Origin of the sequence: Methylobacterium sp. Leaf102 (assembly GCF_001422425.1) — a bacterium.
Lineage (GTDB): Bacteria > Pseudomonadota > Alphaproteobacteria > Rhizobiales > Beijerinckiaceae > Methylobacterium.
In genome coordinates, this window is record NZ_LMMX01000034.1 from 147836 (window position 1) to 171133 (window position 23298).

The following is a 23298-nucleotide window of genomic DNA, read 5'->3' on the forward strand; positions in this document are numbered from 1 at the left end:
CATGTCCAAAGCTACGATCCTCGCCGTCGACGACGAACCCGACATCCTCATCGCCCTCGAGGACCTGTTCGAGGACGAGTACCGGGTCCTGACCACCAGCCGTCCGGCCGAGGCCCTGGAGATCCTGGCGGCCGAGCCCGACATCGCCGTCATCGTGTCGGACCAGCGCATGCCGGGGATGACCGGCGACGCCATGCTGGCCCAGGCCCGCGGCCTGCACGACGCCCAGGCGATCCTGCTCACGGGCTACGCCGACATGAGCGCCGTCATCAGTGCCCTCAACCAGGGCGGCATCACCGGCTACGCCACCAAGCCCTGGGACGCCGATCTCCTGCGCGGCGCCGTGCGCCAGGCCTACGAGCGCCACCGCCTCGGGCGCGAACTCGCCACGGAGCGCGCCCTGCTCATGGGCCTCCTGGATCACTCCGAGGATGCGATCTCGTTCAAGGACGGACAGGGCCGGTTCGTCCGCCTCAATGCCCGCAAGGCCGAGCGCCTCGGGCGAACGACCGCCGAGTGCCTCGGGCGCACGGAGGCGGCGCTCCGGGGCGACCCCGCGAGCACGGACCACGCCGGCACCGAAACCGACGGGGCGGCGGAGGCCGACGCCCAGGCCATCGCGGCGGGCCGGCCGACGGAGACCGAGATCACCGAGGGGCCGGAGGGGGCGGAGCGCTGGAGCCACGTCGCCCGGGTGCCGATCCGCGGCGCCTCGGGCGCGGTGGTGCATCTCGCCACCATCGAGCGCGACGTGACCGAGCACCGGCTTCTCGAAGCGCGCCTGCGCCAGTCGGACAAGATGCAGGCGCTGGGCACCCTCGCGGGCGGCATCGCCCACGACTTCAACAACCTCCTCACGGCGATTCTCGGCAGCCTCGAACTCGCGACCCCCAAGATCGCGGACCAGCCCCGCGTGCTGCGCCTCGTCACCAACGCGACGCAGGCGGCCCAGCGCGGAGCGACCCTGACGAAGCGCCTCCTCGGCTTCAGCCGCTCGCGCGACCTCCGGCCCCGGGCCGTCGACCTCAACCACGTCATCGCCGGCATGGGCGAGTTGCTGGGGGGGAGCCTCGGCGGCCTCGTGGGGCTGACCCTGCGGCTCGACCCGGCCGCACCCGCCGCCCGGGTCGATCCCGATCAGCTCGAACTCGCGGTGCTCAACCTGTGCATCAACAGCCGCGACGCCATGCCGGAGGGGGGGAGCATCACCGTCTCGACCCGGATTTTGGCCCTGCGGGACGATCCCGACCTGCCGGATGGCGACTACGCCGCCATCGAGGTTGCGGACACCGGCACCGGCATCCCGCCGGCGATCCTGCAACGGGTGTGCGAGCCGTTCTTCACCACCAAGGCCGTCGGCCAGGGCACGGGGCTCGGCCTCGCCATGGTGTTCGGCCTCGCCCAGCAATCGGCCGGGCGCCTGCGCATCGCCAGCGAGGTCGGCGAGGGCACCCGCGTCGAACTGCTGCTGCCCCGCACCGAGGCCGAGATCGTGGGGGAGGCCGCACCCGAGCCGGCCCCGGCGGCGCCCGTCCAGGCCGCACGCATCCTCGTGGTGGACGACGACCCCGAGGTGCGTCACGTGACGGCCTCGTTCCTCGCCACCTTCGGCTACGCCGAGAGCGAGGCGCCGGACGGGCCCTCGGCCGTGACCCTGCTGGAACGGGACCGCTTCGACCTCGTGGTGGCGGATCTGGCCATGCCGGGCATGACCGGCGTCGAGCTCGCCGCCATCGTGCGCGCGCGATGGGCCGGCGTGCCGGTGCTCATCCTCACGGGTCACGCCGAGGCGATCCCGATCCCGGCCGACCTGCCGGTGCTGCGCAAGCCCTTCGAATCCGGCGATCTCGCGGCCGAGGTGTCCCGCCTCCTCGTCCCCGGGCCTTGACGGCGCCGCCCGCCCGGCCGGGCAGGCGTTGCTCCCCGGGCGTAATCGCGCCAAAGCAGTCCGAACCGTCATCCCATCCGACAGAGCCCCCGTGCCCCCTCCTCCCTCGAAGCTGCAGACCCTGCTGCCCGATCTCGGGCAACGCGTGCTCGTGATGGGCATCCTCAACGTCACGCCGGATTCGTTCTCCGACGGGGGGCGCTTCGCCGATCCCGGGCCCGCCCGCGCCCAGGCCGAGACCCTGGTGGCCGAGGGGGCGGCGCTGATCGACATCGGCGGGGAATCGACCCGGCCGGGGCATACCCCCGTCTCGGCCGAGGAGGAGCAGGCCCGCATCCTGCCGGTGATCCGCGACCTCGCGTCCCGCCTGCCCGTGCCGATCTCCGTCGACACCTACAAGGCCGCCACCGCCCGCGTCGCCCTGGAGGCGGGTGCGCGCATCGTCAACGACGTCTGGGGCCTGCAGCGCGAGCCCGACATCGCCCACGTCGCCGCCGATCACGGCGCGCCCGTGATGGTGATGCACAACCGCGAGACCATCGAGCCCGGGATCGACATCGTCGCCGACATGCTGCGCTTCTTCGAGCGCTCGCTCGCCATCGCTCGGCTGGCCGGCATCCGCGACGCCGACATCGTCCTCGATCCGGGCATCGGCTTCGGCAAGAGCTGGGAGCAGCACCTGGACGCCCTGCGGCGGCTGCCCGAGATCGTCGCCCTCGGCTTTCCCGTCCTCGTCGGCGTCTCGCGAAAGTCCCTGCTGGGGCGCCTGCACAACACCGAGACGAAGCCCGTCGACCGCCTGTTCGGCTCGCTGGCGAGCCACGTTCTGGCCGCGACCCTCGGCGCCGGGATCGTGCGCGTCCACGACGTCGCGCCCCATGTCGATGCCCTCCGGGTGGTGGATGCCGTGATGAGGCCGGAGCGATGACCCTGTCCCATCCCGGCGACCGCATCCTCGTCCAGCGCATCGCGGTCTTCGCCTATCACGGGCTCCTCGAGGAGGAGGCGCGCCTCGGCCAGCGCTTCTACATCTCCCTCGAATGCCGCCTCGACCTGGCGCCGGCGGGCCGCTCCGACGAGGTCGCTCACACGGTGAGCTACGCGGACCTCACCGAGATCGTCACCCGGATCGCGACCCAGCGGCGCTTCGCCCTCATCGAGGCTCTGGCCGAGGCCATCGCGGCTGAGATCCTGTCGGCGCACGAACCCATCCGGTCCGTGAGCGTGCGGGTCGACAAGCCGAGCGCGCCGGTACCGGCGGTGATCGAGGGCGTCGCCATCGAGATCGTCCGCCACCGGGCCGGAGACGCGTCGTGAACGCCGCCTATCTCGGCCTCGGCTCCAACATAGGCGACAAGGCCGCGACCCTCGCCGAGGCGGTGGCGCGCCTCGCCGTGACGCCGGGCATCCGCATCACCGCCCGCTCGGCCGATTACCGCACCCCGCCCTGGGGCGACACCGACCAGGATTGGTTCCTCAACGCGGCCTTGGGGCTGGAGACGAACCTGTCGCCGCACGACCTCTTGGAGGCGGGCCTCGCCATCGAGACCGCCATGGGCCGGGTGCGCGAGCGCCGCTGGGGGCCGCGGGTCATCGACATCGACGTGCTGCACTATGCCGGCGCCACCATCGACGACGCCCGCTTGGTCCTGCCGCACCGGTTCGTCCGCGAGCGCGCCTTCGTGCTCGTGCCGCTGGCCGAGATCGCCCCCGACCTGGTCATCGGCCCCGAGACCGTGGCGCAGGCGCTCGCCAAGCTCGACACCACGGGCATCGAGCCGGTCTGATCAGGGGCGGATCTCCACGGGCGTGCCGACATCGACCCGGGCGTAGATGTCCGCCATCTCGCCATTGGTCACGCCGACGCAGCCGTTGGTCCAGTCGACGAAGCGGTGCAGGGGGCCGAACCACGAGAAGCCGTTGAGCAGGCCGTGGATCATGATGTCGCCGCCGGGCTCCCGGCCCTCCGCCGCCGCCACGGCCGCCTGCTCCGGCGTCGGATAGGACACCTTGAGCGACAGGTGGGCGACGCTGCGCGGGTTGCGATACGCGATCGCATAGAGCCCCTCCGGCGTGCGCCCGTCGCCCTCGCGGGCCTTCTGGCCGACGGGCGCGAAGCCGAGGGAGACCGGATAAGTGGCGAGCACCCGTCCCTCCCGCAGGAGGGTGAGGCGCCGCGCGGCCTTCTCGACGAGGACGGCGTCGGCCCGGTCCGAGACCGGCACGAGGTCCGGCTCGACGCGAGTCCATTGCTGCCGGTCTGCGACGACGGCGACCGTCCCGAGACCCACGACGACGGCGGCGGCGAGCCACCATCGCCGGGTCCGGGGCGGACGTGCGTCCGTCATCTCAAGGGGATGCCGGGGCGAGGAGCTTGTTGCCCTCTTCCTCCAGCAGCGGCACGTCGAAGTCCCGCAGGACCTTCTCGATGTCGGTGCGACGCTTGCGCAGGATGGTGTTGAGGCTGCGCTTCCAGTCGTTCTCCTCCATCCGCACGCCGAGGGCGATGCGGAAGGTGAGCGGTGGCCGGTCGGGCTCTTCCAGCAGCGGCACCACCGCCATGGGCACGCCGCTCTGTTTCGCCAGCCAGCCGGCGGCCGGCCCCCACAGGATCGCCGCGTCGATCCGCTTCTCGGCGAGATCCGCGATCACCTCGGCCGCGATGGTCTGGTGTTTGCGCGCCGGGTCGAGCTGGTAGGGCGCGTAGGCCTTCATGGTGCTGACGAGGCCGAGTTCACCCATGCGGTTCACCGGGGGCGTGCCGCCGATGACGCCGATGGCCTTGCCCTTGAGGCGCGCATCGTCGAGGCGCGTCACCCCGTCGAGGTCGCCCTTGCGGGTGACCAGGGTGTAGGCCGAGCGATAGTACGGGTTGGTGTGCTGCACGAGTTCGCCGCCGGACGCCGACCCCATGATGAGGTCGCACAGGCCGGTGCCCAGGGTGTTGCGCACGAAGCCGGGTCCCTGCGTCAGCCAGTAGTAGCGGACCTTGACCTTCAGCTCCTCGGCGATGATCGCCGCGATGCGGTTCTCGAACCCGTCCTCCTTGCGCTGGGAGAACGGCATGTTGCCCGGATCGCCACAGACCCGAAGGGTGTCCGTGGTGACGAGGTCGGGCAGCGATTGCGCCAACGCGGGTCGCGCCCCTGCTGCGGCGAGCAGGAGCGCGAGGACGAGGCCGGTGGTCGAGCCTGTGCGGGTCATCAGCCGCCCAGGCACTCCTTCTCGGCCTTCTTGGCGGCCTCGGGCTTCTCTTCCTTGTCCGTCGGGCGGACGCGCGGCATGGCGCCGGAGGCACGGGCCTTCAGGTAGGTGTAGAGATCGTCGGCGTAGCACATGACGTTCTTGTTGTCGCCGAAGGCAGGCATGACGTTGGTGCCGGCCGCGCTGACATCCTGTTTGCCGCCGGCGATGACGCCGATGAACTCCTCGTACGACAGGCGCTTGAGCGAGTCCTTGAGGGCGGGCGCGTAGGTCGAGCCCATGGCGTCGGGGCCGTGGCAGACGTGGCACTCGGCGTGATAGCGGCGGTAGCCGGAATAGGCGTACCAGTCGAACTTCTTGCCATCGTTGCTGATGTGATAGGTCGGAGCGCCGTCCTTGTCGAAATACTTGCCGTCCTCGACCTTCACCGCCTGATACTTGTCGAGCAGCTTGGCGTCCTTCTCGGGCGCATTGGGATCGAGTTGGTTGACCAGGGCCGCATCGGTGGGCTTGGCGTCCGCGGTCTTGGCGTCCGCGGTCTTGGCATCAGCCAGCTTGGCGTCCTGCGCCTGGACGGCAGCAGTGGATGCGAGCGCGAGAACGAGGGCGGCCACGAGCGGACGGATGGCGGCTTTGCTTTGGTACTGCAACGACGTTTCTCCCAGGAGCATCCATCGGCCCGTTCGACCGATGTTCGAATTGTTCTTGATAATGACCTAATCATAAAGATGCCGGCGCGGAAACCCGCGCCGGCACCCTAACCTTCAAAGCTTCGTGCGACCGATTAGTTCGGGAGCGCGAACACGGTCAGCTGACCGCCGAGGTTGGTGTAGTTCGAGAGGGCGGCGTAGCCACCCACCGCGCCGAGACCGGCGTTCGGGTCGGTCAGGCCGGCCGCGAGGCCGATGCCGGCCCAGCCACCGACACCCGACAGGATGCCGACGAACTGCTTGCCCTTGTGCTGGTAGGTCATCACGTTGCCGATGATGCCCGACGGGGTCTTGAACTTGTAGAGCTCCTTGCCGGTCTTGGCGTCGACGGCCTTCAGGTAGCCCTCGAGGGTGCCGTAGAACACCACGTCACCGGCGGTGGCAAGAGCGCCAGACCAGACCGAGAACTGCTCGGAGTTCGACCACTTGATCTTACCCGCGATGTTGTCCCAGGCGATGAAGTTGCCCATGCCGCCGTGGCTGTTGGGGGCCGGGTACATGGCCAGCGTCGCGCCGACGTAGGGCTGACCGGGGGTGTAGGACACCCGGAACGGCTCGTAGTCCATGCAGACGTGGTTGGTGGGCACGTAGAACAGCTGGGTCTTCGGCGAGAACGCCGCAGGCTGCTGGTCCTTGGTGCCGAGAGCGGCGGGGCAGATACCCTTGGAGTTGGTATCCTCACCGTTCTGCTCGGTGGAGTACTTGGCCTGGACGAGCGGACGACCGTAGGTCTTCGAGCCCTTGTCCATGTCGACCTTGGAGGCCCAGTTCACCACCGGATCGAACTTCTCGGCGACAAGGAGCTCGCCGGTGGCGCGATCGAGGGTGTAGCCGAAGCCGTTACGGTCGAAGTGGGTGAGGAGCGGACGATCCTTGCCGTCGACCTTCTGATCCGTGAGGATCATCTCGTTGATGCCGTCGTAGTCCCACTCGTCGTGCGGGGTCATCTGGTAGACCCACTTGGTCATGCCGGTATCCGGGTTACGTGCCCAGATGGTCATGGACCACTTGTTGTCGCCCGGACGCTGCTTGGGGTTCCAGGTCGAGGGGTTGCCCGAGCCGTAGTAAACGAGGTCCAGCTTCGGATCGTAGGAGAACCAGCCCCAGGTGCAGCCGCCGCCGGTCTTCCACTGGTCGCCTTCCCAGCTCTTCAGCGAGGAATCCTTGCCGACCGGCTTGCCGAGCGAGGTGGTCTTCTCGGGATCGACGATCAGCTGGTCGTCGGGACCGACGGAGTAACCGCGCCAGGCCTTCTTGCCGGTCTTAGCATCGTAGGCCGTGACGTGGCACTGCACACCGAACTCGCCGCCGGAGATGCCGACGATGATCTTGTCCTTCACGGGCAGAACGGTAGCGGTGTTGGTCTCACCCTTCTTGGGGTCGCCGTTGACGACGGACCAGTTCACCTTGCCGGACTTGGCGTCGAGCGAGACGACGGTGGTGTCGGCCTGGTGCAGGATGATGTTGCCATCGGCGTAGGCGAGACCACGGTTGACCGTGTCACAGCACATGACCGGGATGACCGACGGGTCCTGCTTCGGCTCGTACTTCCAGACGATCACGCCTTCCTTGTCGAGGTCGAGGGCGTAGACGATGTTCGGGAAGGGGGTGTGGACGTACATCATGTTGCCGACGACGAGCGGGGAGCCCTCGTGGCCGCGCAGCACGCCGGTCGAGAACGTCCAGGCGACCTGGAGTTGCTTGACGTTGCTGGCGTTGATCTGGTCGAGCTTGGAATAGCGGGTGTTGCCGTAATCGACGGTCTGAAGGACCTGCTCGGCCGGGTTGGCCGTGCGCTTCAGGACGTCTTCGTTGGCGAGGACCGGGCTAGAGGCCACCAGGCCGGCGCCCAGGGCGAGAAGGTGAACCGCTCTCATGCATTCCTCCGACAAGTCTTGACACCGAGCGTTCGCAGATCCGGAGATGCGCGAGTTTTCGATGCGACCTGCTGTTTGCGACAGGGACAGATAACGCTTCCGTAGCGGGCGGAGGGCCGAACCGAACCATGAGGTCCCGGGTCGATCCCCCTGGCCGAGGGCCGCTATCCCTTTGCGGCGCCCCTCGAAACCGAAGCTTGAATGAACTCTAAGAAAAATTCCGGGGCCGTCAACTCGCTTTGTGAGGGTTTCCTGAGGCTAGGCCAAAGGTCGTAATGCTACGACCTTGGTGAATCGACCCCTAATGCTGCGGCGCAACCGATGTTGCGGTGCAAAAACAGCGATCTTGTTACCAAAGCTTTTTATAGGGCGGACGGGATCTTATGCGCGAAACGCATGCGGACATGCGGAATGCATGCGTGGTCCTCGATTCCGGCTGGATTCGGGCCGAACGCGCCCTTGGCTTCGGTCGGGCGCCGCCGGTAGCCCCGGGGACATGCAGGATAGTGCAGGCGGGTATTCCGATCGCCGTATCGGTGGAAAGCCGCGGAACCCGCGCGACCCGTCACGTCCACGGGCGATGCGTTGTCTCGCCGCATCGGAGGCGCGGCGGCTTTTCCGGGGACGCCGACGCCTCCGCGGGCCCCTTGTCGGCTCAGACGGCGATGATGCCGGGGTAGCGGCCGGCCAGATCGGCCCGGGTCGCGTCCGCCCAGGGCCGGTCGCGGGCTTCGCGCGGGCGGTCCAGGGCCACGGTGGCGACGCGGCGCGCCGGTCGGGCCGACACCAGAACGAGCCGGTCGGCGATGGCGATGGCCTCGGCGACGTTGTGGGTCACCATCAGGACTCCCATGCCGGTTCCGGTGACGCTGTCGACGACCAGACCGCGCAGGGCCGCCGCCGAGGCGTCGTCGAGGGACACGAACGGTTCGTCGAGGACGAGGATGCGCGGGCTCTGGGCCAAGGCCCGCGCCAGGGCGACGCGCCGGGCCATGCCGAGGGACAGGGCGCCGGGATAGCGACGCCGCCACGGGGTCAGGCCGAGGGACTCGAACAGGGCATCGAGATCGCGGCCGCGCGCGGTGCGCGGCAGGGCGAGGCGCACGTTCTGCTCGACGGTGCGCCAGGGCAGCAGGCGCGGCTCCTGGAACACCATGGCGATGCCGGCGGTCTCCGGGTCGGGCGTCACGCTGCCGTCGTAGGCGGTGTCGAGGCCGAGCAGGATGCGCAGGGTCGTGGTCTTGCCCGCCCCCGAGGGGCCGATGAGGCAGGTGATCTCGCGCGCGTGAAGGGAGAAGCCCAAGTCCCGCACCGCCTCGACGGGCTCGGGGCCGCCGGCGCCGTAGATCTTGGAGCGGATGTCGACGGTGAGGGCCGCGGGCCCGGCGCCGCCGGCGGACATGGGCTCAGCGCCAGCGTCGGACATGGGCTTCGAGGCGCTGGAGGACGAGAATGTCGATGGCGATCATCACGCTCATGAACACGATGCTGTAGCCGACGATGGCGGCCACGTTCAGGCTCTGGACGAAGTAGTAGTTGATGGCGAAGCCGACCCCGTTGGGCCGTCCCAGCAGCTCGATCACCAGGACGATCTTCCAGGCCAGCGACAGACCGGAGCGGGCGGCCGCCACCACGAAGGGCTGGAGTTGGGGCACCAGCACGTGGGCGATCCAGGTGCGCCGGTCGAACCGGTAGGTCCGGGCCATCTCCTCCAGTTGCGGATCGAGGCCGCGCGCGCCCTCGCGCAGGATCACGGCGACGTTCGGCAGCTTGTTGAGCACCACGGCCAACACCGCCGCGCCCTCGTTGAGGCCGACCCAGATGTAGGCCAGCACGGTGATGACGAGCGCCGGGGTGTTGAGGAGGATGAGGAGCGGCGTGTCGAGGACGAGGTTGAGGCGCCGCGACCGCCCCAGCGCGATGCCGAGCAGCACGCCCAGCACCATGGCGAGCACGAAGGAGATCCCGACCCGCGCGAGGGTGATGCCGACGTTGGACCACAGGTCGCCCGAGGCGGATTCGCTCTGGATGAAGCTCAGGATCGCGAGGGGCGCCGGCAGCAGCCGCGAGCCGGCCGCGACGGCGGCCGCCTGCCACCCGGCCAGCAGGACGAGGACCGAGACGAGGCGGGTGGCGGTCCCCATGTCGCTAGAATCTCATCGTGCTAGGCAGGCTTCGCGGGAGTGGGCACCGGTTCTGCGTCGAGAACCCGAGTCGGTTCGCGTCGGGGCGCCGAAGCGAACCGGCTCAGAGAGGCGCAGAGCGGCTCCGGCGCGCGGTCGCGTGCGTCAGCCATTCGCCGTGCCGTCGTAGTACAGGTCCGGCGGCAGGGCGGTGCCGGCGCCGACGAGGCGCTCGCCCCCGAGCCGGGCCAGGACGCCGTAGAGACGCTCGCCGTCGGCGCGTTCGGCGGTGAGCGCCCGGCGCGGGATGCCGGCGAGGAAGTCGCGCTTCAGGGCCTCGAAGGTCGCCTCGTCCTCGGCCGCCATGAGGGGGCGGACCACGTCCCACGCCGAGGCGTCCTGGGCGAGCATGTCCTTGGCCGCCTTCGATGCGCGGGTGAAGCCCGCCACCGCCTCGGGCTTGGCCGAGACGGTCTCGCCCGCCAGGAGGTAGCCGATCAGCGCCATGGAGCCCGTGGCGCCGAAGGCCCGCATGATGTCGTCGGAGCCGATGATGCGCCGGAAGCCCTTCGGCTCCAGGCGCGCGCAATAGGTCCAGTACAGCAGGCCGGCGTCGAGTTCGCCCTGCTCGAGCTTGAGCGCCAGGAGGGGCGGCGCGCCGAACGCGATGGTGGCCTCGGTCTCGAGGTCGAGGCCGGCGGTGTCGCGGGCCTGGGCCTTGAGGAGGAGCCAGTTCTTGTCGAGCGGCCCGCCGGCGACGCCGATGCGCTTGCCCTTGAGGTCCTTGAGGGTGGCGATGGGACTCTTGCCCGGCACCATCAGGGACCCCTCGGTGGTGGAATAGGGAAAGAACCGCATGGCGCGGCCCTCGTTGCCGAGGCGGGCCGCCCACAGCAGGTCGCCCACGATGGTGTCGACCTGACCGCCCTGGAAGGCGATGCGGGCGGCATCGTTGCCGGCGAGCTTGACCACGTCGAGGGTGAAGCCGTTGGCCGTGTCCAGGCCGCGGGCCTTGATCACGGCGGCCTCCCACGACACCGTGCCGAAGGGCAGGCTGCCCACGGAAACCCTGGGGGGCGCGGCCCGGGCCGGGCGAGCGGCCAGGGGCAGCAATGCCGCCGTCGCGAGCAATCCGCGCCGTGACAGCATCGGCGGTCCCTCCCTTATTCTGTTGAGAGTCTCAATAGGATGTCCCGGTTCGGCCGTCCACCGGCGCGCCCGCGCCGGCGCTGAGGCGAAACGGCCCGCGCGTTTGCGCGGGCGTCCTTTCACGGGCGTCCTCGCGCGGACGTCCTTGCACCCGCGCCCCGCCCGTCGCAGGGTCGCCGCCAGGCGCCCGGCCGACGCCGGGCCACGGGAGGATCCACCATGGCCGAACCGCGCGAACCCGTCCTCGACGACGCCACCATCGAGGCCCGCCTCGCCGGCGAGCTGCCGGCCTGGCGCCTCGAGGACGGCTGGATCAAGCGCACCTACAAGACCGCGAGCTGGAAGAGCACGCTCATGGTCATCAACACCGTGGGGCACCTCGCCGAGGCCGCCTGGCACCATCCCGACCTCACGGCCTCCTACGCCTGGGTCGAGGTGCGCCTGACCAACCACGCCGCCAAGGGCGTGACCGAGAAGGACTTCGCCCTGGCGCGCAAGATCGAGGAGGTGGTCGGCTGGCAGCCCGGCACGGAGGGCGGCGCCCTCGAGGGCACCCCGACGGACCCGCGCTTCGCCTACATCAAGCACGACAAGTAGGGCGCGCGTCTCACCGCTCCGCCTTCACCCGGCGGCACTCGGTCTTGAGGTAGGCGGTCTTCCCGACTTCGTCGCGAAGGTCCGTGCGGGCGATGATCTCCTGCCAGCCGTTGGTGCAGCCGAGCTCGTTGGCGACGCGGACCTTGCGGACCTCGCTCGCCCTGTCGTCGGTGCAGCCCTCGATGGGGATGCCGTTGGCGCAGACGAGGACGACGGCGATGAAGGCGTTCACGGGCGGGCTCCGGCTGACAGACGCATCATCGGGTACGCGCAGCGCCGCGCCCCGGTTTCAGCCGATCTCCGGGTCAGCCGATTTCCAGGATCGTGTCGGGCGAGAACGTGGCGCCCTCGACCGGGTTGGCGACCCAACGGGTGCGCCCGACCCTGAGATCGTGGCCTGCGTGGAAATGACCCGAGATCCACACATCCGGGCGTGCGGCGTCGGGCAGGTCGTCCAGCACCGTGGTGGCGTAGAAGGCCGGCAGCCACCACGGCACGCCGGGCGCCCCGCGAAACGCATCCACCGCCGCCGTGCCGGCCGGGTGGTGGGTCACGCACACGCTCGGCCCGTCATGCGGCACCGACAGGGCCGCGACGAGCCCCGCCCGCTCGCGCTCATGCGCCGCCATGGCGTCCCGCGGCGACCACACCGAGCCGTCGCCGTTGCGGATGGCGCCGCGGAACTCGCGGGACCCGGTGACGGGGTCGGTCATGCGCGCGGCGGCGTAGGCGACGGGGTCGGCTGGCCGGTCCGGCGTCCCGGCGTCGCACCAGCGCCCGGCGAGGCGCCAGTCGGTCCACAGGGTGGTGCCGGTGAAGCGCACCCCGTCGAGGATCACGGACGCGCCCCCCTGGAGCAGGTGGATGGTGTGCCCCGCCTCGTTCAGGCGCGCGACCTCGGCCTCCAGGGCGGCGAGGAGCTGGGGCGCCGTGCGACCGTCGCCCGTGGGGGCGTAGCGCTCGTGGTTGCCGGGCACCAGCACGATGGGCCGGCCCTGCGCCAGGGCCACCACGGCCGCCAGCCCCCGCTCGGGATGGCCCTCCCACAGGTCGCCGGCGCAGGCGAGGACATCGAAGGCGGGGCGCGGCAGGGGGATCACGTCGAGGCGGCGACGCTCGAGGTGGAGATCCGAGATCGGAAAGACGCGCATGGAGTTCTGGAGCCTCGGACTTTCAGGAAGCCGTCTTCACGCGACCGCCCGTGAGCGACCGTTCTGCCTCAAGCCACCGTTTTGGCCGCGCGCCATTCCGCGCGGGCCGCCCGGAGGATGTCCCCGGCCGAATCCGCGTTGAGGACGGCGATGCCGGCGGCGGCGACGAGGTCGGGCCAGGGGGACAGGGTCAGGGCGGTGACGAGGCCGGCGGCGATGATGGCGAGGTTGGCGTAGGCGTCGTTGCGGGCCGAAAGGTAGGCCGCCCGGGTCAGGCTGCCGCCGCCGTCGCGGTGGCGCGCCAGCATCGCCGCGCAGACGAGGTTGACGCCCAGAGCCGCGAGCCCCGTCAGGGTCAGCGCCAGGGGCGCCGGCGGGGTCAGGTCTGAAAACTTCTCGTAGGCCGCGTAGGCCGTGGCGAGGCCCGGAATCACCAGGATGCCGGCCAGCACCATGCCGAGGCGGGCACGGTTGCGGACGCTCCAGCCGATTCCGGCGAAGATCAGCAGGTTGATGGCCGCGTCCTCGAGGAAATCGAGGCTGTCGGCGATGAGGGCGATGGAGCCGATGGCGAGCGCCACGGCGATCTCGATGCCGAAGAACCCGAGATTCAGGGCCGCCACCCGGGCGACGACGGGACGGAGCGCGGGGGTGGGCGCGGGCTTCATCACGCGGCCGGGTCGATCGGGACGGGAGATTCGGTCACGGGGCCATCCCTGAAGCATCGTCCCCGAAGGCGTCGGTCGGCGTTCGGGACAGGACGAGGCCGAGCCTCCGCGCGCCTCATCTCATCCTGCGCCTCTTCGCCGATGCGCCGCGCCCTGTCGAGGGGGCGGCCGCCCTTCCCCGGAGACTTCTAACTACGGGAGACCTCCAACCATGGGAGATCTCGAATCGTGGGAGATCTCGAATCATGGAAGGGACCGGGGCGGGCCGGAGATCGGCGCGACCGATCAGGGGCCGCGCGCGATGCGCCGGTTGCGCACGTCCTTCAGCGCGCGCCGATGGGTTGGAGAGATCCCCGGCGGCGTCGGCGGCGGGGCCGGCTTCGGCAGGACGGGGGTCAGGGTCCGCACGCGAGACGACAGGGCCGGATGGACCGGTGCGCCCTGCGGCCGCCCGGGCGCCGGCCAGCCCATCGGGGCGGCTTCCCAATCGACCGTGATGGGCCTCGGCGCAGCGGGCCTGCGCGTTCGACCGGTGCGCCGCGGCTGCTGCGAACGGCACGCCGCGACCGTGAAGGCGACGAGGGAGCCGGCGAGGCAGGCGCAGGCGAGGACGAGGATGTCCGGCCTCGGCGTTTCGCTCACCATCAGGCCGACGAGCCCCGTCACCGAGAGCGCCGACCCGATATGCCGGGGTGCGAAGGGGTCGAAATCGGTCATGCCCGACACCCTCGGCCCTGGGGATCACGAAAGCGTGAAGTCAATCCTTCGAATTGTCCCGGCTCTTTCCCCGGTACCCTGGCGCACCGCGTCCATCCATCCCGCCTGCGCACACGTCGGTCTGGTCCCGTGGGCCGCAGGCGTCCTCCTCCTCCGGAGAAGAGGCCTCAGGGTTCGCGAAACCCCGTCGGCAAGCCGTCGAGGCTCACTGCATTCTTCTCGGCGCGATAGGCACGAAGCCCGGCTTCTCCCTTGGCCTCGGCCCAACGCGCGAGAACCGGGCGTTCGCCCGCGTACGCGAAGAGCGGGACGCCGTAGCCGCAGCTCGTCTGCACGAGGTCGATCGCGAGGGACACGACCTGACGGGCCCCGAGAAGTTCCACGCCTCCGTAGAAGCGGTCGAGAAACCCCGCGTAATCCGATGACCCCCGGAACGCGACGCGGCCTTTTCCATAGAGCCGAAGAATCGACGGCGGGCCGTCGAACGCGCAGAACATGAGGGTCACCGGGCCGTAGGCCCTCACATGGGCGGCCGTTTCGCTGCCGCTGCCGGTCAGGTCCAGATAGGCGACATGGTTCGGGTCGAGCACATGAAGGTGTTCGGTCGGCCGGGGCGAGATGTTGGTGCGCGCGCCCAATGCCCCGGAGCCGGTGAAGAAGATCTTCTGCGATGCGATGAAGTGCTGATGCGTGTCCTCCATCGCGGGGAACTGCTTCGCCATGCTGGCCTCGTCGATCGGTTCGCTGTCCGGCAGAGTTTGCGCACGAAGAGCCACCCGTGCGGCGCCATCGTGGCAGACCCAGGGTCGTCTCCGTCACGTGCCGCGGTGTCCGTGAAGGCTCGACCGGTTCGGGTGAATACGGGCCGCGCGGCGGTCCGAGACTGGATTTGGCCGCGCGCCTGTGCGAGGCGAGCGTGACCTGCCGCGCGTCCCCGGACGTGCCGCCGACGCATGCGTGCCACAAACGGAACGAGACGGGGGAACTGCCCATGATGCCAGAACTGCGCGTCCTGTACTTCGAGGACCTCGAAGTCGGCCTGTCCGAGACCCTCAACAAGGAGATCTCGTCCTCCGACGTGGTGGGCTTCGCCGAGATCACCGGCGACCGCAACCCGATCCACCTGTCCGAGCACTTCGCGGCCCGTACGCCGTTCGGCACCCGCATCGCCCACGGCCTCTACACCGCCGGCCTGATCTCGGCGGTGCTCGGCACCCGCCTGCCCGGCCCCGGCGCCATCTACATCAGCCAGACCCTGAACTTTCGCGCGCCCGTTCGGATCGGCGACACGGTTCAGGTCACCGTCGAGGTGGCCGAACTCGTGCCCGAGCGCCGCCGCGCCCGCCTCAAATGCACCTGCTCCGTCGCCGGCGAGATCGTGCTGGACGGCGAGGCCCTGGTGAAGGTGCCGACCAAGGCCGAGGCCGACCCCCTCGCCATCCGCATGGGCGGCCGCCCGCCGAGCGCCTGACCCGGCCGCACCCCCGACCCGGCCCGTGACCCCGATCCCCATCGACAGCCCGGCCGACGCGCGCCTCGCCCCCTACACGGCCATGCGCGAGCGCGATCTCGTCGGGCGCGCGGGCCGCTTTATCGTCGAGGGCGACGTCACCCTTCGGGTGATGGTTTCGCAGAAGGCGCGGTTCTCGCTGGAATCGATCCTGCTGTCTCCGGAGCGGGTGTCGGGCTTGGCCGACATTCTGCCCGATGCCGTCCCGGTCTACGTGGCCGACAAGGCCGTGATGAGCGCCATCACGGGGTTTCCGATCCATCGCGGCGTTCTGGCGGTGGGGCTGCGCGGCCTGGAGGGCGCCCTCGCGGTGCCGCCCGCCCCGGCGCCGGCCCTCGTCGTCGGCCTCGTCGGATTGACCAACCACGACAATGTCGGCGGCCTGTTCCGCAACGCCGCCGCCTTCGGGGCCGACGCGGTGCTCCTCGACGCCGACACCTGCGATCCCCTCTACCGCAAGGCGATCCGGGTCTCGGCCGGCGCGGCGCTCACGGTGCCGTTCGGGCGCCTGCCCGACGGTGCCGCCTGTCTGGCCTTCGCACACCACCACGGCCTCGTGCCCCTGGCGCTCAGCCCCGCCGGGGGCGAGACCCTGTCCGACCTGACGCCGCCGCCCCGCGCCCTCCTGCTCCTCGGCACGGAAGGCCCCGGCCTGCCCGAGGCGCTCATGGCCCGCGCCCGGACCATCCGCATCGCCATGGCGCCCGGCTTCGATTCCCTCAACGTCGCCACCGCCGGGGCGCTCGCCCTGCACCACCTCGCCGCGCACCGGTTGGGATGATGGCATTCCGCTCGATTTTCCACGGGCGCAGCCCCGAATCACCCCCCGCACCGGCACGCGACAATCCGTGGCTCTTGCCCTGCCGGTCGCTACGCTCAAGATTGCACCCGTGTGCCGGTCGGTGTGCGTGGTAAAGCCGGATCGGGCCAGGGGGCGTGATCCAGGCGATCGATGGGGAGTTGTGAGCGTTGCTGCAGTCACGGGATGGCTTGCGGACTTTGTCCGGACGCCGGGTCATCATCGTCGGCGCCGGTCCCGGCGGCCTCGCCACGGCCCTGCTGCTGGCGCGGGCGGGCGTCCACGTCACGCTCCTCGAAAAGGACCCGGCGGTGGGCGGCCGGACCAAGACCGTCGAGGCCCCGGGCGGGTACCGCTTCGACATCGGACCGACCTTCTTCCTCTATCCACAGATTCTCGCCGACATCTTCGAGTCCTGCGGTGAGCGGCTGGAGGACCACGTCAAGCTCGAACGTCTCGATCCGCAATACCACCTCGTCTTCGAGGAGAATGGCGGGATCTCGGGCACGATCCAGGCCACCAACGACATGGCGCGCCTGGAGGCCGAGGTCGCTCGCATCGCGCCGGACGACGCCAAGAACGTCCGAAAGTTCTTCTCCGACAACCGGGTCAAGCTGAAGTTCTTCAAGCCGGTGCTGGAGCAGGCGTTCCACACCCTGCGCAGCATGGCCTCCCCGGCGATGATCGCCGCCCTGCCCCATCTTCATCCCGGGCGCAGCGTCGACAAGGACCTTCAGCGCTACTTCGCCGATCCGCGCGTGCGCCTCGCCTTCGCGTTCCAGACCAAATACCTCGGCATGTCGCCGTTCCGGTGCCCGAGCCTGTTCACCATCCTGTCGTTCCTCGAATACGAGCACGGCGTCTATCACCCCGTCGGCGGCTGCGGCGCCGTCTCGGAGGCCATGGCGGGGCTGGCGCGCCGCATGGGCGTCGACATCCGCCTCGGCGCCAGCGTCGACCGGGTGCTGTTCGAGGGCAAGAAGGCGTGCGGCGTCGTCTGCGGCGGGGAGACGATCCCTGCCGACGCGGTGGTGATCAACGGCGATTTCGCCAAGGTGATCAAGGACCTTGTCCCCCAGTCGCACCGCCCGCGCTGGCGCGACGCCAAGATCGAAAAGGCGCGCCTCTCGTGCTCGACCTTCATGCTCTATCTCGGGATCGAGGGCCCGGCGCCGGAGGCGCTCGGCCATCACACGATCCTGCTCTCGGAGGATTACGCCCGCAACATCCGTGAGATCACCGGCGGCATCCTGCCGATGCAGCCCTCGCTCTACGTGCAGCATGCGGGCTTCACCGACGGCGGCATGGCGCCCCCCGGCCACACCAGTCTCTACGTCCTCGTGCCGGTGCCGAACCTCAAGGCCGACATCGACTGGGCGACCACGCGGCAGACCTATCGCCGCCTCGTCCTCGACCGCTTGAAGATCCTCGGCCTCGGCGACATCGAGGAGCGCATCCGCTACGAGCGCATCGTCGACCCGACGGAGTGGCGCGACGACTTCTTCGTCCACGAAGGCGCCACTTTCAACCTCGCCCACGACCTGATGCAGATGCTCTACTTCCGCCCGCACAACCGCTTCGGGCCCGGCCTCTACCTCGTCGGCGGCGGCACCCATCCGGGCTCGGGCCTGCCGGTGATCTACGAGGGCGCGCGCATCACCGCCCGCCTGCTCATCGAGGAGTTGTCGGCCGGCCGCGTCGGCGCAGAAGCGGCCGGCGTGCCGAACACGGCGCCGCTCGCCACCTCCGGCGACGCCGCGTGACGCATCTCATCGCGGGCGCCGCCTGCCTCGCCCTCTGCCTCATCGCCGGGTCCGCCCGGGCGGCCACCGTCGAGGTGACCGTGGACGGGATCGAGCCCGTGCCCTCCACACTCTACGTCGCCCTGTGCCAGGGCGGCCTGTCGGAGGCCGAGTGCCGGACCGGCCAGGACGCGCCCGTGCGGGCCGCGAGCCAGCGCGTAGTGTTCGAGGGTGTGGCGCCCGGCGCCTACGCGGTGGCGGCGTTCCAGGACCTGAACGGCGACCGCCGCCTCGACCGCACCGGCCTCGGCCTGCCCACCGAGCCCTACGGCTTCTCCGGGGCGCCCGAGCGCACGGCCCGGCCGGATTTCGCCCGTGCCCAGATCGCCGTGCGCGAGCCCGGGCTGGCCCTGCGCGTGCGCCTGGTCCGCGCCCTGCCCCGCCGCTGACCGCCCCCGTGCCGTCCGACGCACCCCTGGTCGTGGTCCGGGGGGCCACCTTGACCTACCGCGACCGGCGCGTCCTCGACGGCGTCGACCTCGACCTGTGCGCCGGCCGCACCGTCGCGCTGCTCGGCCCCAACGGGGCCGGCAAGACCTCTCTCATGCGCCTCGTCGCCGGGCGCCTCGCCCCGCAGGCCGGCAGCGTGCGCATCGCCGGGTGCGATCCGTTCGCGACCCACGCGGCCCGCCGGGCCATCGGCTGGGTGCCCCAGGACATCGCCCTCTATCCCCGCCTCACGGTGGCGGAGAACCTCGACGTGTTCGCCCGCCTCGCCGGCCTCGGCCGGACCGCGCGCCGCGCCGCCGTGGCGGAAGCCCTCGACCTCACGGACATCGCCGACGTCGCCGGGCGCCCCGTCGGCCTGCTGTCGGGGGGCTACCAGCGCCGGGTCAACATCGCCGCGAGCCTCATGGCCCGGCCCCGCCTCGTCCTCCTCGACGAGCCGACGCAGGGGGTCGATCTCCACGCCCGCGCGGCGATCCACGCCGTGCTGGAGCGCCTGCGCCGCGAGGGCGCCGCCCTCCTCGTCGCCACCCACGACTTCGCCGAGGCCGAGCGCCTCGCCGACCGGGCGACCTTCCTCGCGCAAGGCCGCATCGTACGCGAGGGCGCCCTGCCCGACCTCCTGGGCCGCCTCCGCGACGGCGCCCCCGAGCACGAGATCGCGTTGTCCAGCCCCGCCCTGGGCCCCGCCGAAGCGGCCCTGCGGCACGCCGGATTCGGCCCCGTGGACACCGGCCTGACCTGGCGGGCGCATCCGGGCGCCGGCTCGCGCCTCGAAGCCGCCGGCTCGCGCCTCGAAGCCGCCGGCCAGCGCCTCGAAGCCGCCGGCCAGCGCCTCGAAGCCGCCGGCCAGTGCCTCGAAGCCGCCGGCCCGCGCCTCGACGCGGCCGCCCTGCTCGCCGCCCTGCGGGCCGAGGGCGTCCCCGTCGCCGAGATCCGCATCCGCGCGCCCGGCCTCGAGGCGGTCTACCGCGATGCCCTCGGCCTGTGGGACCCGGCCGACCCCGTCCGCCTTCGCCGCCAGGAGAGCGTCGCGTCATGATCGCCGCCGCCTTCCGGGTGATGCTGCTCGGCCTCGTGCGCGACCGCGCCGCCCTGGTCATGGCCTTCGTGCTGCCGACCGTGATCTTCGTGATCTTCGCCGCTATCTTCTCCGGCGCCATCGGCGAGCGCATCCGCATCCATCTCGGCCTCGTCGACCTTGCCCGGACGGCGACGACGGAGCGCCTTGCGACGGCCCTGGAGGCCGACCCGACGCTTCGGATCGCCCGCCTGTCCGTCAGCGACGTCGCGGGGGCCACCGCCGCCGTGCGCCGGGGCGAGGTCGACGTCGCCCTGGTCCTGCGCGGCGACCTCGATGCCGCCCCGGCCGGCGCCGCCCCGGCCGACCAGCCCGTGGTGCTCGTCGAGAACCCGGCACGGGCGCTGGCCACCCCCATCGCGCTCGGCCAGTTCCAGCGGGTGCTGAACGCGGCCCTGCCGGACGTGGTGCTGGCCCGGATCGTCGCCGACGTGGAGCGGACGGGCAAGATCGGCGCGGACGAGCGCGCCTTCCTGACCCAGGCCTTCGCCGAGCAGCGCGCCCGCAAGGAGCCGTTCTCCTTCGCGTCCCTGGTGGAGCTGCGCACCACGGCCACGGGCGGCGGCAACGACCGGGTGAGCTACTACGCGGGCGCCATCGCGGCGGTGTTCCTGCTGTTCGCCGCCATGCAGGGGGCGATGTCCCTGGTGGAGGAGCGCCAGGGCGGCCTCGCCGACCGCCTCACCGCGGCGCCCGGCGGCCTCGCCGTCATCGTGCTCGGCAAGTTCGCCTTTCTGGTCGTCCAGGGCATGCTCCAGGCCGGGCTAATCTTCGCCGCCGCGAGCCTCTTGCACGGCGTCGACCTGAAGCCCCACTGGGGGGCGTGGCTCGTCACCACGTTCCTCGTCGCCGCCATGGCGGCCGGACTGGCGCTGGCCGCCTGCGCCGCCGCCGCCACCCGCCAGCAGGCGCACCTCGCCTCGACCTTCGGCGTCCTGCTGCTGTCGGCGGTGGGCGGCAGCATGGTCCCGCGCTTCCTCATGCCGCCCTGGCTGCAGCAGGCGGGCTGGTTCACCCCCAACGCCTGGGCCATCGAGGCCTACCAGACCGCGCTCGGTGAAGGCGTCTCCGCCGCCCTGCCCGCCTGGGGCGTGATGATCGCGGTCGCGGCGGTGAGTTTGGTGGCGGCCGTGGGGCTGGTTTCGCGCCGGGTGACGTGAGGGGGGGCTCCCGTTGAAGTTGTGGCGCGCACGTGGCATCGTGCGCGACGATGATGGAGCCTTCGATGGCCGATTCCCGCTTCCGATCGATCGAGTCCGCGCTGACGGACATCGTCAGGGATGAACGTATCCTCGGGGGAACACCCGTGCTGGCGGGCACGCGTATTCCGGCCGAGACCATCGCCGCCTATCTTCGCGTCGGCCACACGCCCCTGGAGATCCGGGCCGATTATCCCGCCCTGCCGGCCGATGGGATCGCGGCTGTCGAGGCCTGGGCCGCCGTCGAATACGGGTCCGATTGGAAGTCCGCGGTGGTCAACGCCCGCGCGTGATCCGACTGCTGATCGACGAATGTCTCTCGACCGCCCTCGTGGCCGTCGCCCGCGAATGCGGTTACTCCGTCGATCATGTCAGCTACCTGTGCCTCGCGGGGTATCAGGATCGGAGCCTGATCCCCGTGATCGAAGCGGGCGATTATTGCTTCGTCACCAACAACCGCTCGGATTTCCTGCGTCTCTATGGGCGCCAATCCTTGCACAACGGCTTGATCGTGATCGTGCCGAACACCCACCGCAGGGCACAGATCGAACTCTTCGGACGCGTGCTCGATGCCCTGAGCGATGGACTCGATCTCATCAATCATGTTCTGGAGATCGAGGCCGACGGCCGCATCACCTACGCTCCTCTACCGTGACAGGGCTAATCTAAGACAGGGCCAAGCGTCGGATCGTCGGTCGCGCCTCCACGCCGCCGCGACGGGGTAACGCGTTGACCCCCGTCGCCGGCGGCCTAGCTTCAATCGTACAGAGCGGCTTTCGTCCGCACCGGGAGTAACGTGAACATGCGGGCTGGGTCTTCGGTCGCCGTCGTCGGCGCGGGGTTGGGCGGCCTCGCGGCGGCCTGCGTGAGTGCGGCGCGCGGCCACACGGTCACGCTCTACGACAAGAACGACTGGCTCGGCGGCAAGGCGGCGGTGCTGCACGAGGGCGGGTTCCGGTTCGACATGGGACCGACCATCCTCACGGTACCGAAGGTGCTGGAGCGCATCTTCCAGGAGGCCGGGCGCGACATCCGCGACTACCTCGACCTGCGCCGCCTCGATCCGCAATGGCGCTGCTTCTTCGACGACGACACCCGCATCGACCTCATGGCCGATGTGCCCACCATGGCGGCCTCCATGGACCGGTTCGCCCCGGGCACGGGCGCCGGGGAGGGCTACACGAAGTTCATCGAGATCTCCGAGCACCTGCACGGCGTCTCGAACAAGTTCTTCTTCTGGAAGGCGGTAGAGGACCTGTTCGACACCATCGACATCCGGGCCAACATGAACCCCGGAACCCTGCGGGACGTGCTGTCCCTGCGCATGGGCTCCTCGGTGGCCGGCACCATCCGGTCCAAGGTCAAGGACGCGCGCCTCGCCCAGATGCTCGACCACTTCGTGCAGTATGTCGGCTCGTCGCCCTACGGCGCGCCGGCGGTGCTCTGCGCCATCGCCCACATGCAGACGGCCGAAGGCGTGTGGTACCCCATGGGCGGCACCCGCGCGGTGGCCGAGGCGTTGTCGAAGCTCGCCGGCGAGCTCGGCGCCACCCTGCGGCCGGGCGACGAGGTCACGGGCATCGCCATCGAGAACGGCGCCGTGAAGGGCGTGCGGACCGCCGCCGGCACCACGCCGTTCGACGCCGTGATTTCCAACATGGACAGCGTGCGGACCTACCGCGAGCTCGTCGGCGGCGCCGTCGGCAAGGCCTACGAGAAGAAGTCCTTCGAGCCGGCCTGCTCGGGCGTGGTGCTCTACCTCGGTCTCAACAAGCGCTACGACCACCTCAGCCACCACGACTTCGTCTTCTCCCGCAACCCGGAGGAGGAGTTCGACTACATCTACCGCAAGGGCGAGCCGGCGCCGGACCCGACGGCCTACCTCGCCGCCCCCTCCTCCACCGATCCGAGCGTGGCGCCGGAGGGCGGCGAGGCCCTCTACGTCCTCGTCCACACGCCCTACCTCCGGCCGCATCACGACTGGTCGAAGATGTTCCCGGCCTACCGGCAGGTGATCCTCGATAAGCTGAAGCGCACGGCCGGCATGCCGGACCTGGAGGAGCGCATCGTCGTCGAGCGCCACCTCACGCCGCAGGACATCCACGAGCGCTACAAGGTCTTGAACGGGGCGATCTACGGCCTCGCCTCCCACGGCAAGTTCATGGGCGCGTTCAAGCCCGGCAACCGATCGCGGCAGGTGCGGGGGCTCTACCTCGCCGGCGGCGCGGCTCATCCCGGCCCCGGCATGCCCATGGTGATGATGTCGGGCTGGATCGCGGCCGACGCCCACGATACCGATGCCCAGACGATCGCGTCCCTCGAAAGGAACCGGGCGAGCGCTTAGGGACCGGACGGTGTCGGCCCCGGCCCGCTCGC

General features: G+C 70.5%; 26 protein-coding genes. 14 read left to right on the top strand and 12 right to left on the bottom strand.

Annotated elements, in window-relative coordinates; translation table 11 throughout:
• The first annotated feature begins 1 nt into the window (after position 1).
• From ASF27_RS15235 to folK, 4 genes are all read left to right on the top strand, one after another.
• Positions 2–1888: a response regulator gene (locus tag ASF27_RS15235; protein ID WP_056175248.1), complete on the top strand. Its 1887-nt coding sequence runs from the start codon at positions 2–4 to the stop codon at positions 1886–1888.
• A gap of 154 nt (positions 1889–2042) precedes the next feature.
• Positions 2043–2816 (top strand): dihydropteroate synthase, encoded by a 774-nt coding sequence (gene folP, locus ASF27_RS15240; protein ID WP_200918867.1) that lies wholly within the window; start codon positions 2043–2045, stop codon positions 2814–2816.
• On the top strand, positions 2813–3205 hold the full coding sequence (gene folB, locus ASF27_RS15245) for a dihydroneopterin aldolase (RefSeq protein WP_056175254.1): 393 nt from the start codon (positions 2813–2815) through the stop codon (positions 3203–3205). Before folP ends, folB begins: the two co-directional genes overlap by 4 nt.
• Positions 3202–3675 carry a 2-amino-4-hydroxy-6-hydroxymethyldihydropteridine diphosphokinase gene (folK, locus tag ASF27_RS15250; RefSeq protein ID WP_056361398.1) on the top strand — a complete coding sequence of 158 codons (474 nt, stop codon included), beginning with the start codon at positions 3202–3204 and terminating at the stop codon, positions 3673–3675. The genes folB and folK overlap by 4 nt, the downstream gene beginning before the upstream one ends.
• On the opposite strand, the gene ASF27_RS15255 is transcribed toward folK, so the two are convergent.
• The 7 genes from ASF27_RS15255 to ASF27_RS15285 all read right to left on the bottom strand — a co-directional run bounded on the left by ASF27_RS15255 (position 3676) and on the right by ASF27_RS15285 (position 10951).
• Positions 3676–4236, bottom strand: coding sequence for a L,D-transpeptidase family protein (locus ASF27_RS15255; protein ID WP_082479201.1), 561 nt, complete (start codon positions 4234–4236; stop codon positions 3676–3678).
• A gap of 1 nt (position 4237) precedes the next feature.
• Entirely contained in the window at positions 4238–5092 is an 855-nt protein-coding gene (xoxJ, locus tag ASF27_RS15260) for a rare earth element methanol dehydrogenase accessory protein XoxJ (protein WP_056305146.1), read from the bottom strand.
• The gene (locus ASF27_RS15265) at positions 5092–5742 is read right to left on the bottom strand and encodes a c-type cytochrome, methanol metabolism-related (protein ID WP_056361631.1); all 651 of its coding nucleotides are present in this window, start codon (positions 5740–5742) and stop codon (positions 5092–5094) included. Before ASF27_RS15265 ends, xoxJ begins: the two co-directional genes overlap by 1 nt.
• 134 nt (positions 5743–5876) lie before the next feature.
• Positions 5877–7679, bottom strand: a complete 1803-nt coding sequence (gene xoxF1 / locus ASF27_RS15270) for a lanthanide-dependent methanol dehydrogenase XoxF1 (RefSeq protein ID WP_056175264.1) — start codon at positions 7677–7679, stop codon at positions 5877–5879.
• A 655-nt stretch (positions 7680–8334) separates the two neighbouring features.
• Positions 8335–9105, bottom strand: coding sequence for an ATP-binding cassette domain-containing protein (locus ASF27_RS15275; protein ID WP_056361401.1), 771 nt, complete (start codon positions 9103–9105; stop codon positions 8335–8337).
• Positions 9086–9823, bottom strand: a complete 738-nt coding sequence (locus ASF27_RS15280; RefSeq protein WP_056175267.1) for an ABC transporter permease subunit — start codon at positions 9821–9823, stop codon at positions 9086–9088. Before ASF27_RS15280 ends, ASF27_RS15275 begins: the two co-directional genes overlap by 20 nt.
• Positions 9824–9967: 144 nt before the next feature.
• On the bottom strand, positions 9968–10951 hold the full coding sequence (locus tag ASF27_RS15285; protein ID WP_056175271.1) for an ABC transporter substrate-binding protein: 984 nt from the start codon (positions 10949–10951) through the stop codon (positions 9968–9970).
• 219 nt (positions 10952–11170) lie between these two features.
• On the opposite strand from ASF27_RS15285, the gene ASF27_RS15290 reads away from it, so the two are divergent.
• Positions 11171–11548 carry a 4a-hydroxytetrahydrobiopterin dehydratase gene (locus ASF27_RS15290; RefSeq protein WP_056175274.1) on the top strand — a complete coding sequence of 126 codons (378 nt, stop codon included), beginning with the start codon at positions 11171–11173 and terminating at the stop codon, positions 11546–11548.
• 10 nt (positions 11549–11558) lie between these two features.
• Here the strand turns inward: ASF27_RS15290 and ASF27_RS15295 are convergent, their stop codons facing one another.
• The 5 genes from ASF27_RS15295 to ASF27_RS15315 all read right to left on the bottom strand — a co-directional run bounded on the left by ASF27_RS15295 (position 11559) and on the right by ASF27_RS15315 (position 14806).
• Positions 11559–11780: a hypothetical protein gene (locus ASF27_RS15295; RefSeq protein ID WP_056175276.1), complete on the bottom strand. Its 222-nt coding sequence runs from the start codon at positions 11778–11780 to the stop codon at positions 11559–11561.
• Between the two features lie 73 nt (positions 11781–11853).
• A complete protein-coding gene (locus ASF27_RS15300; RefSeq protein ID WP_056305140.1) occupies positions 11854–12699 on the bottom strand; it encodes a metallophosphoesterase in 846 nt (281 codons plus the stop codon).
• A gap of 68 nt (positions 12700–12767) precedes the next feature.
• Positions 12768–13370, bottom strand: coding sequence for a cation transporter (locus tag ASF27_RS15305; protein WP_056175282.1), 603 nt, complete (start codon positions 13368–13370; stop codon positions 12768–12770).
• Positions 13371–13652: 282 nt separating this feature from the next.
• On the bottom strand, positions 13653–14084 hold the full coding sequence (locus tag ASF27_RS15310; RefSeq protein WP_056361405.1) for a hypothetical protein: 432 nt from the start codon (positions 14082–14084) through the stop codon (positions 13653–13655).
• A 167-nt stretch (positions 14085–14251) separates the two neighbouring features.
• Complete coding sequence (locus ASF27_RS15315; RefSeq protein WP_056361406.1) at positions 14252–14806, bottom strand: hypothetical protein; 555 nt, start codon at positions 14804–14806, stop codon at positions 14252–14254.
• Positions 14807–15075: 269 nt separating this feature from the next.
• Between ASF27_RS15315 and croR the strand changes: the two genes are divergently transcribed.
• The 9 genes from croR (at position 15076) to crtI (ASF27_RS15360) (ending at position 23266) form a co-directional block, all read left to right on the top strand.
• Positions 15076–15555 carry a 3-hydroxybutyryl-CoA dehydratase gene (gene croR, locus ASF27_RS15320; RefSeq protein WP_056175651.1) on the top strand — a complete coding sequence of 160 codons (480 nt, stop codon included), beginning with the start codon at positions 15076–15078 and terminating at the stop codon, positions 15553–15555.
• A gap of 82 nt (positions 15556–15637) precedes the next feature.
• A complete protein-coding gene (locus tag ASF27_RS15325; RefSeq protein ID WP_056261630.1) occupies positions 15638–16375 on the top strand; it encodes an RNA methyltransferase in 738 nt (245 codons plus the stop codon).
• A 188-nt stretch (positions 16376–16563) separates the two neighbouring features.
• On the top strand, positions 16564–18156 hold the full coding sequence (gene crtI, locus ASF27_RS15330; protein ID WP_056361410.1) for a phytoene desaturase family protein: 1593 nt from the start codon (positions 16564–16566) through the stop codon (positions 18154–18156).
• A complete protein-coding gene (locus ASF27_RS15335; protein ID WP_056175293.1) occupies positions 18153–18584 on the top strand; it encodes a DUF2141 domain-containing protein in 432 nt (143 codons plus the stop codon). Before crtI (ASF27_RS15330) ends, ASF27_RS15335 begins: the two co-directional genes overlap by 4 nt.
• An 8-nt stretch (positions 18585–18592) precedes the next feature.
• Positions 18593–19684: an ABC transporter ATP-binding protein gene (locus ASF27_RS15340; protein WP_056361413.1), complete on the top strand. Its 1092-nt coding sequence runs from the start codon at positions 18593–18595 to the stop codon at positions 19682–19684.
• Positions 19681–20883, top strand: coding sequence for an ABC transporter permease (locus tag ASF27_RS15345; protein WP_056361415.1), 1203 nt, complete (start codon positions 19681–19683; stop codon positions 20881–20883). Before ASF27_RS15340 ends, ASF27_RS15345 begins: the two co-directional genes overlap by 4 nt.
• A gap of 65 nt (positions 20884–20948) precedes the next feature.
• Positions 20949–21215, top strand: a complete 267-nt coding sequence (locus ASF27_RS15350; protein ID WP_056361418.1) for a DUF433 domain-containing protein — start codon at positions 20949–20951, stop codon at positions 21213–21215.
• Complete coding sequence (locus ASF27_RS15355) at positions 21212–21577, top strand: DUF5615 family PIN-like protein (protein ID WP_056361420.1); 366 nt, start codon at positions 21212–21214, stop codon at positions 21575–21577. The genes ASF27_RS15350 and ASF27_RS15355 overlap by 4 nt, the downstream gene beginning before the upstream one ends.
• Before the next feature lie 147 nt (positions 21578–21724).
• Entirely contained in the window at positions 21725–23266 is a 1542-nt protein-coding gene (crtI, locus tag ASF27_RS15360) for a phytoene desaturase family protein (protein WP_056361421.1), read from the top strand.
• The last annotated feature ends 32 nt before the right edge of the window (positions 23267–23298 follow it).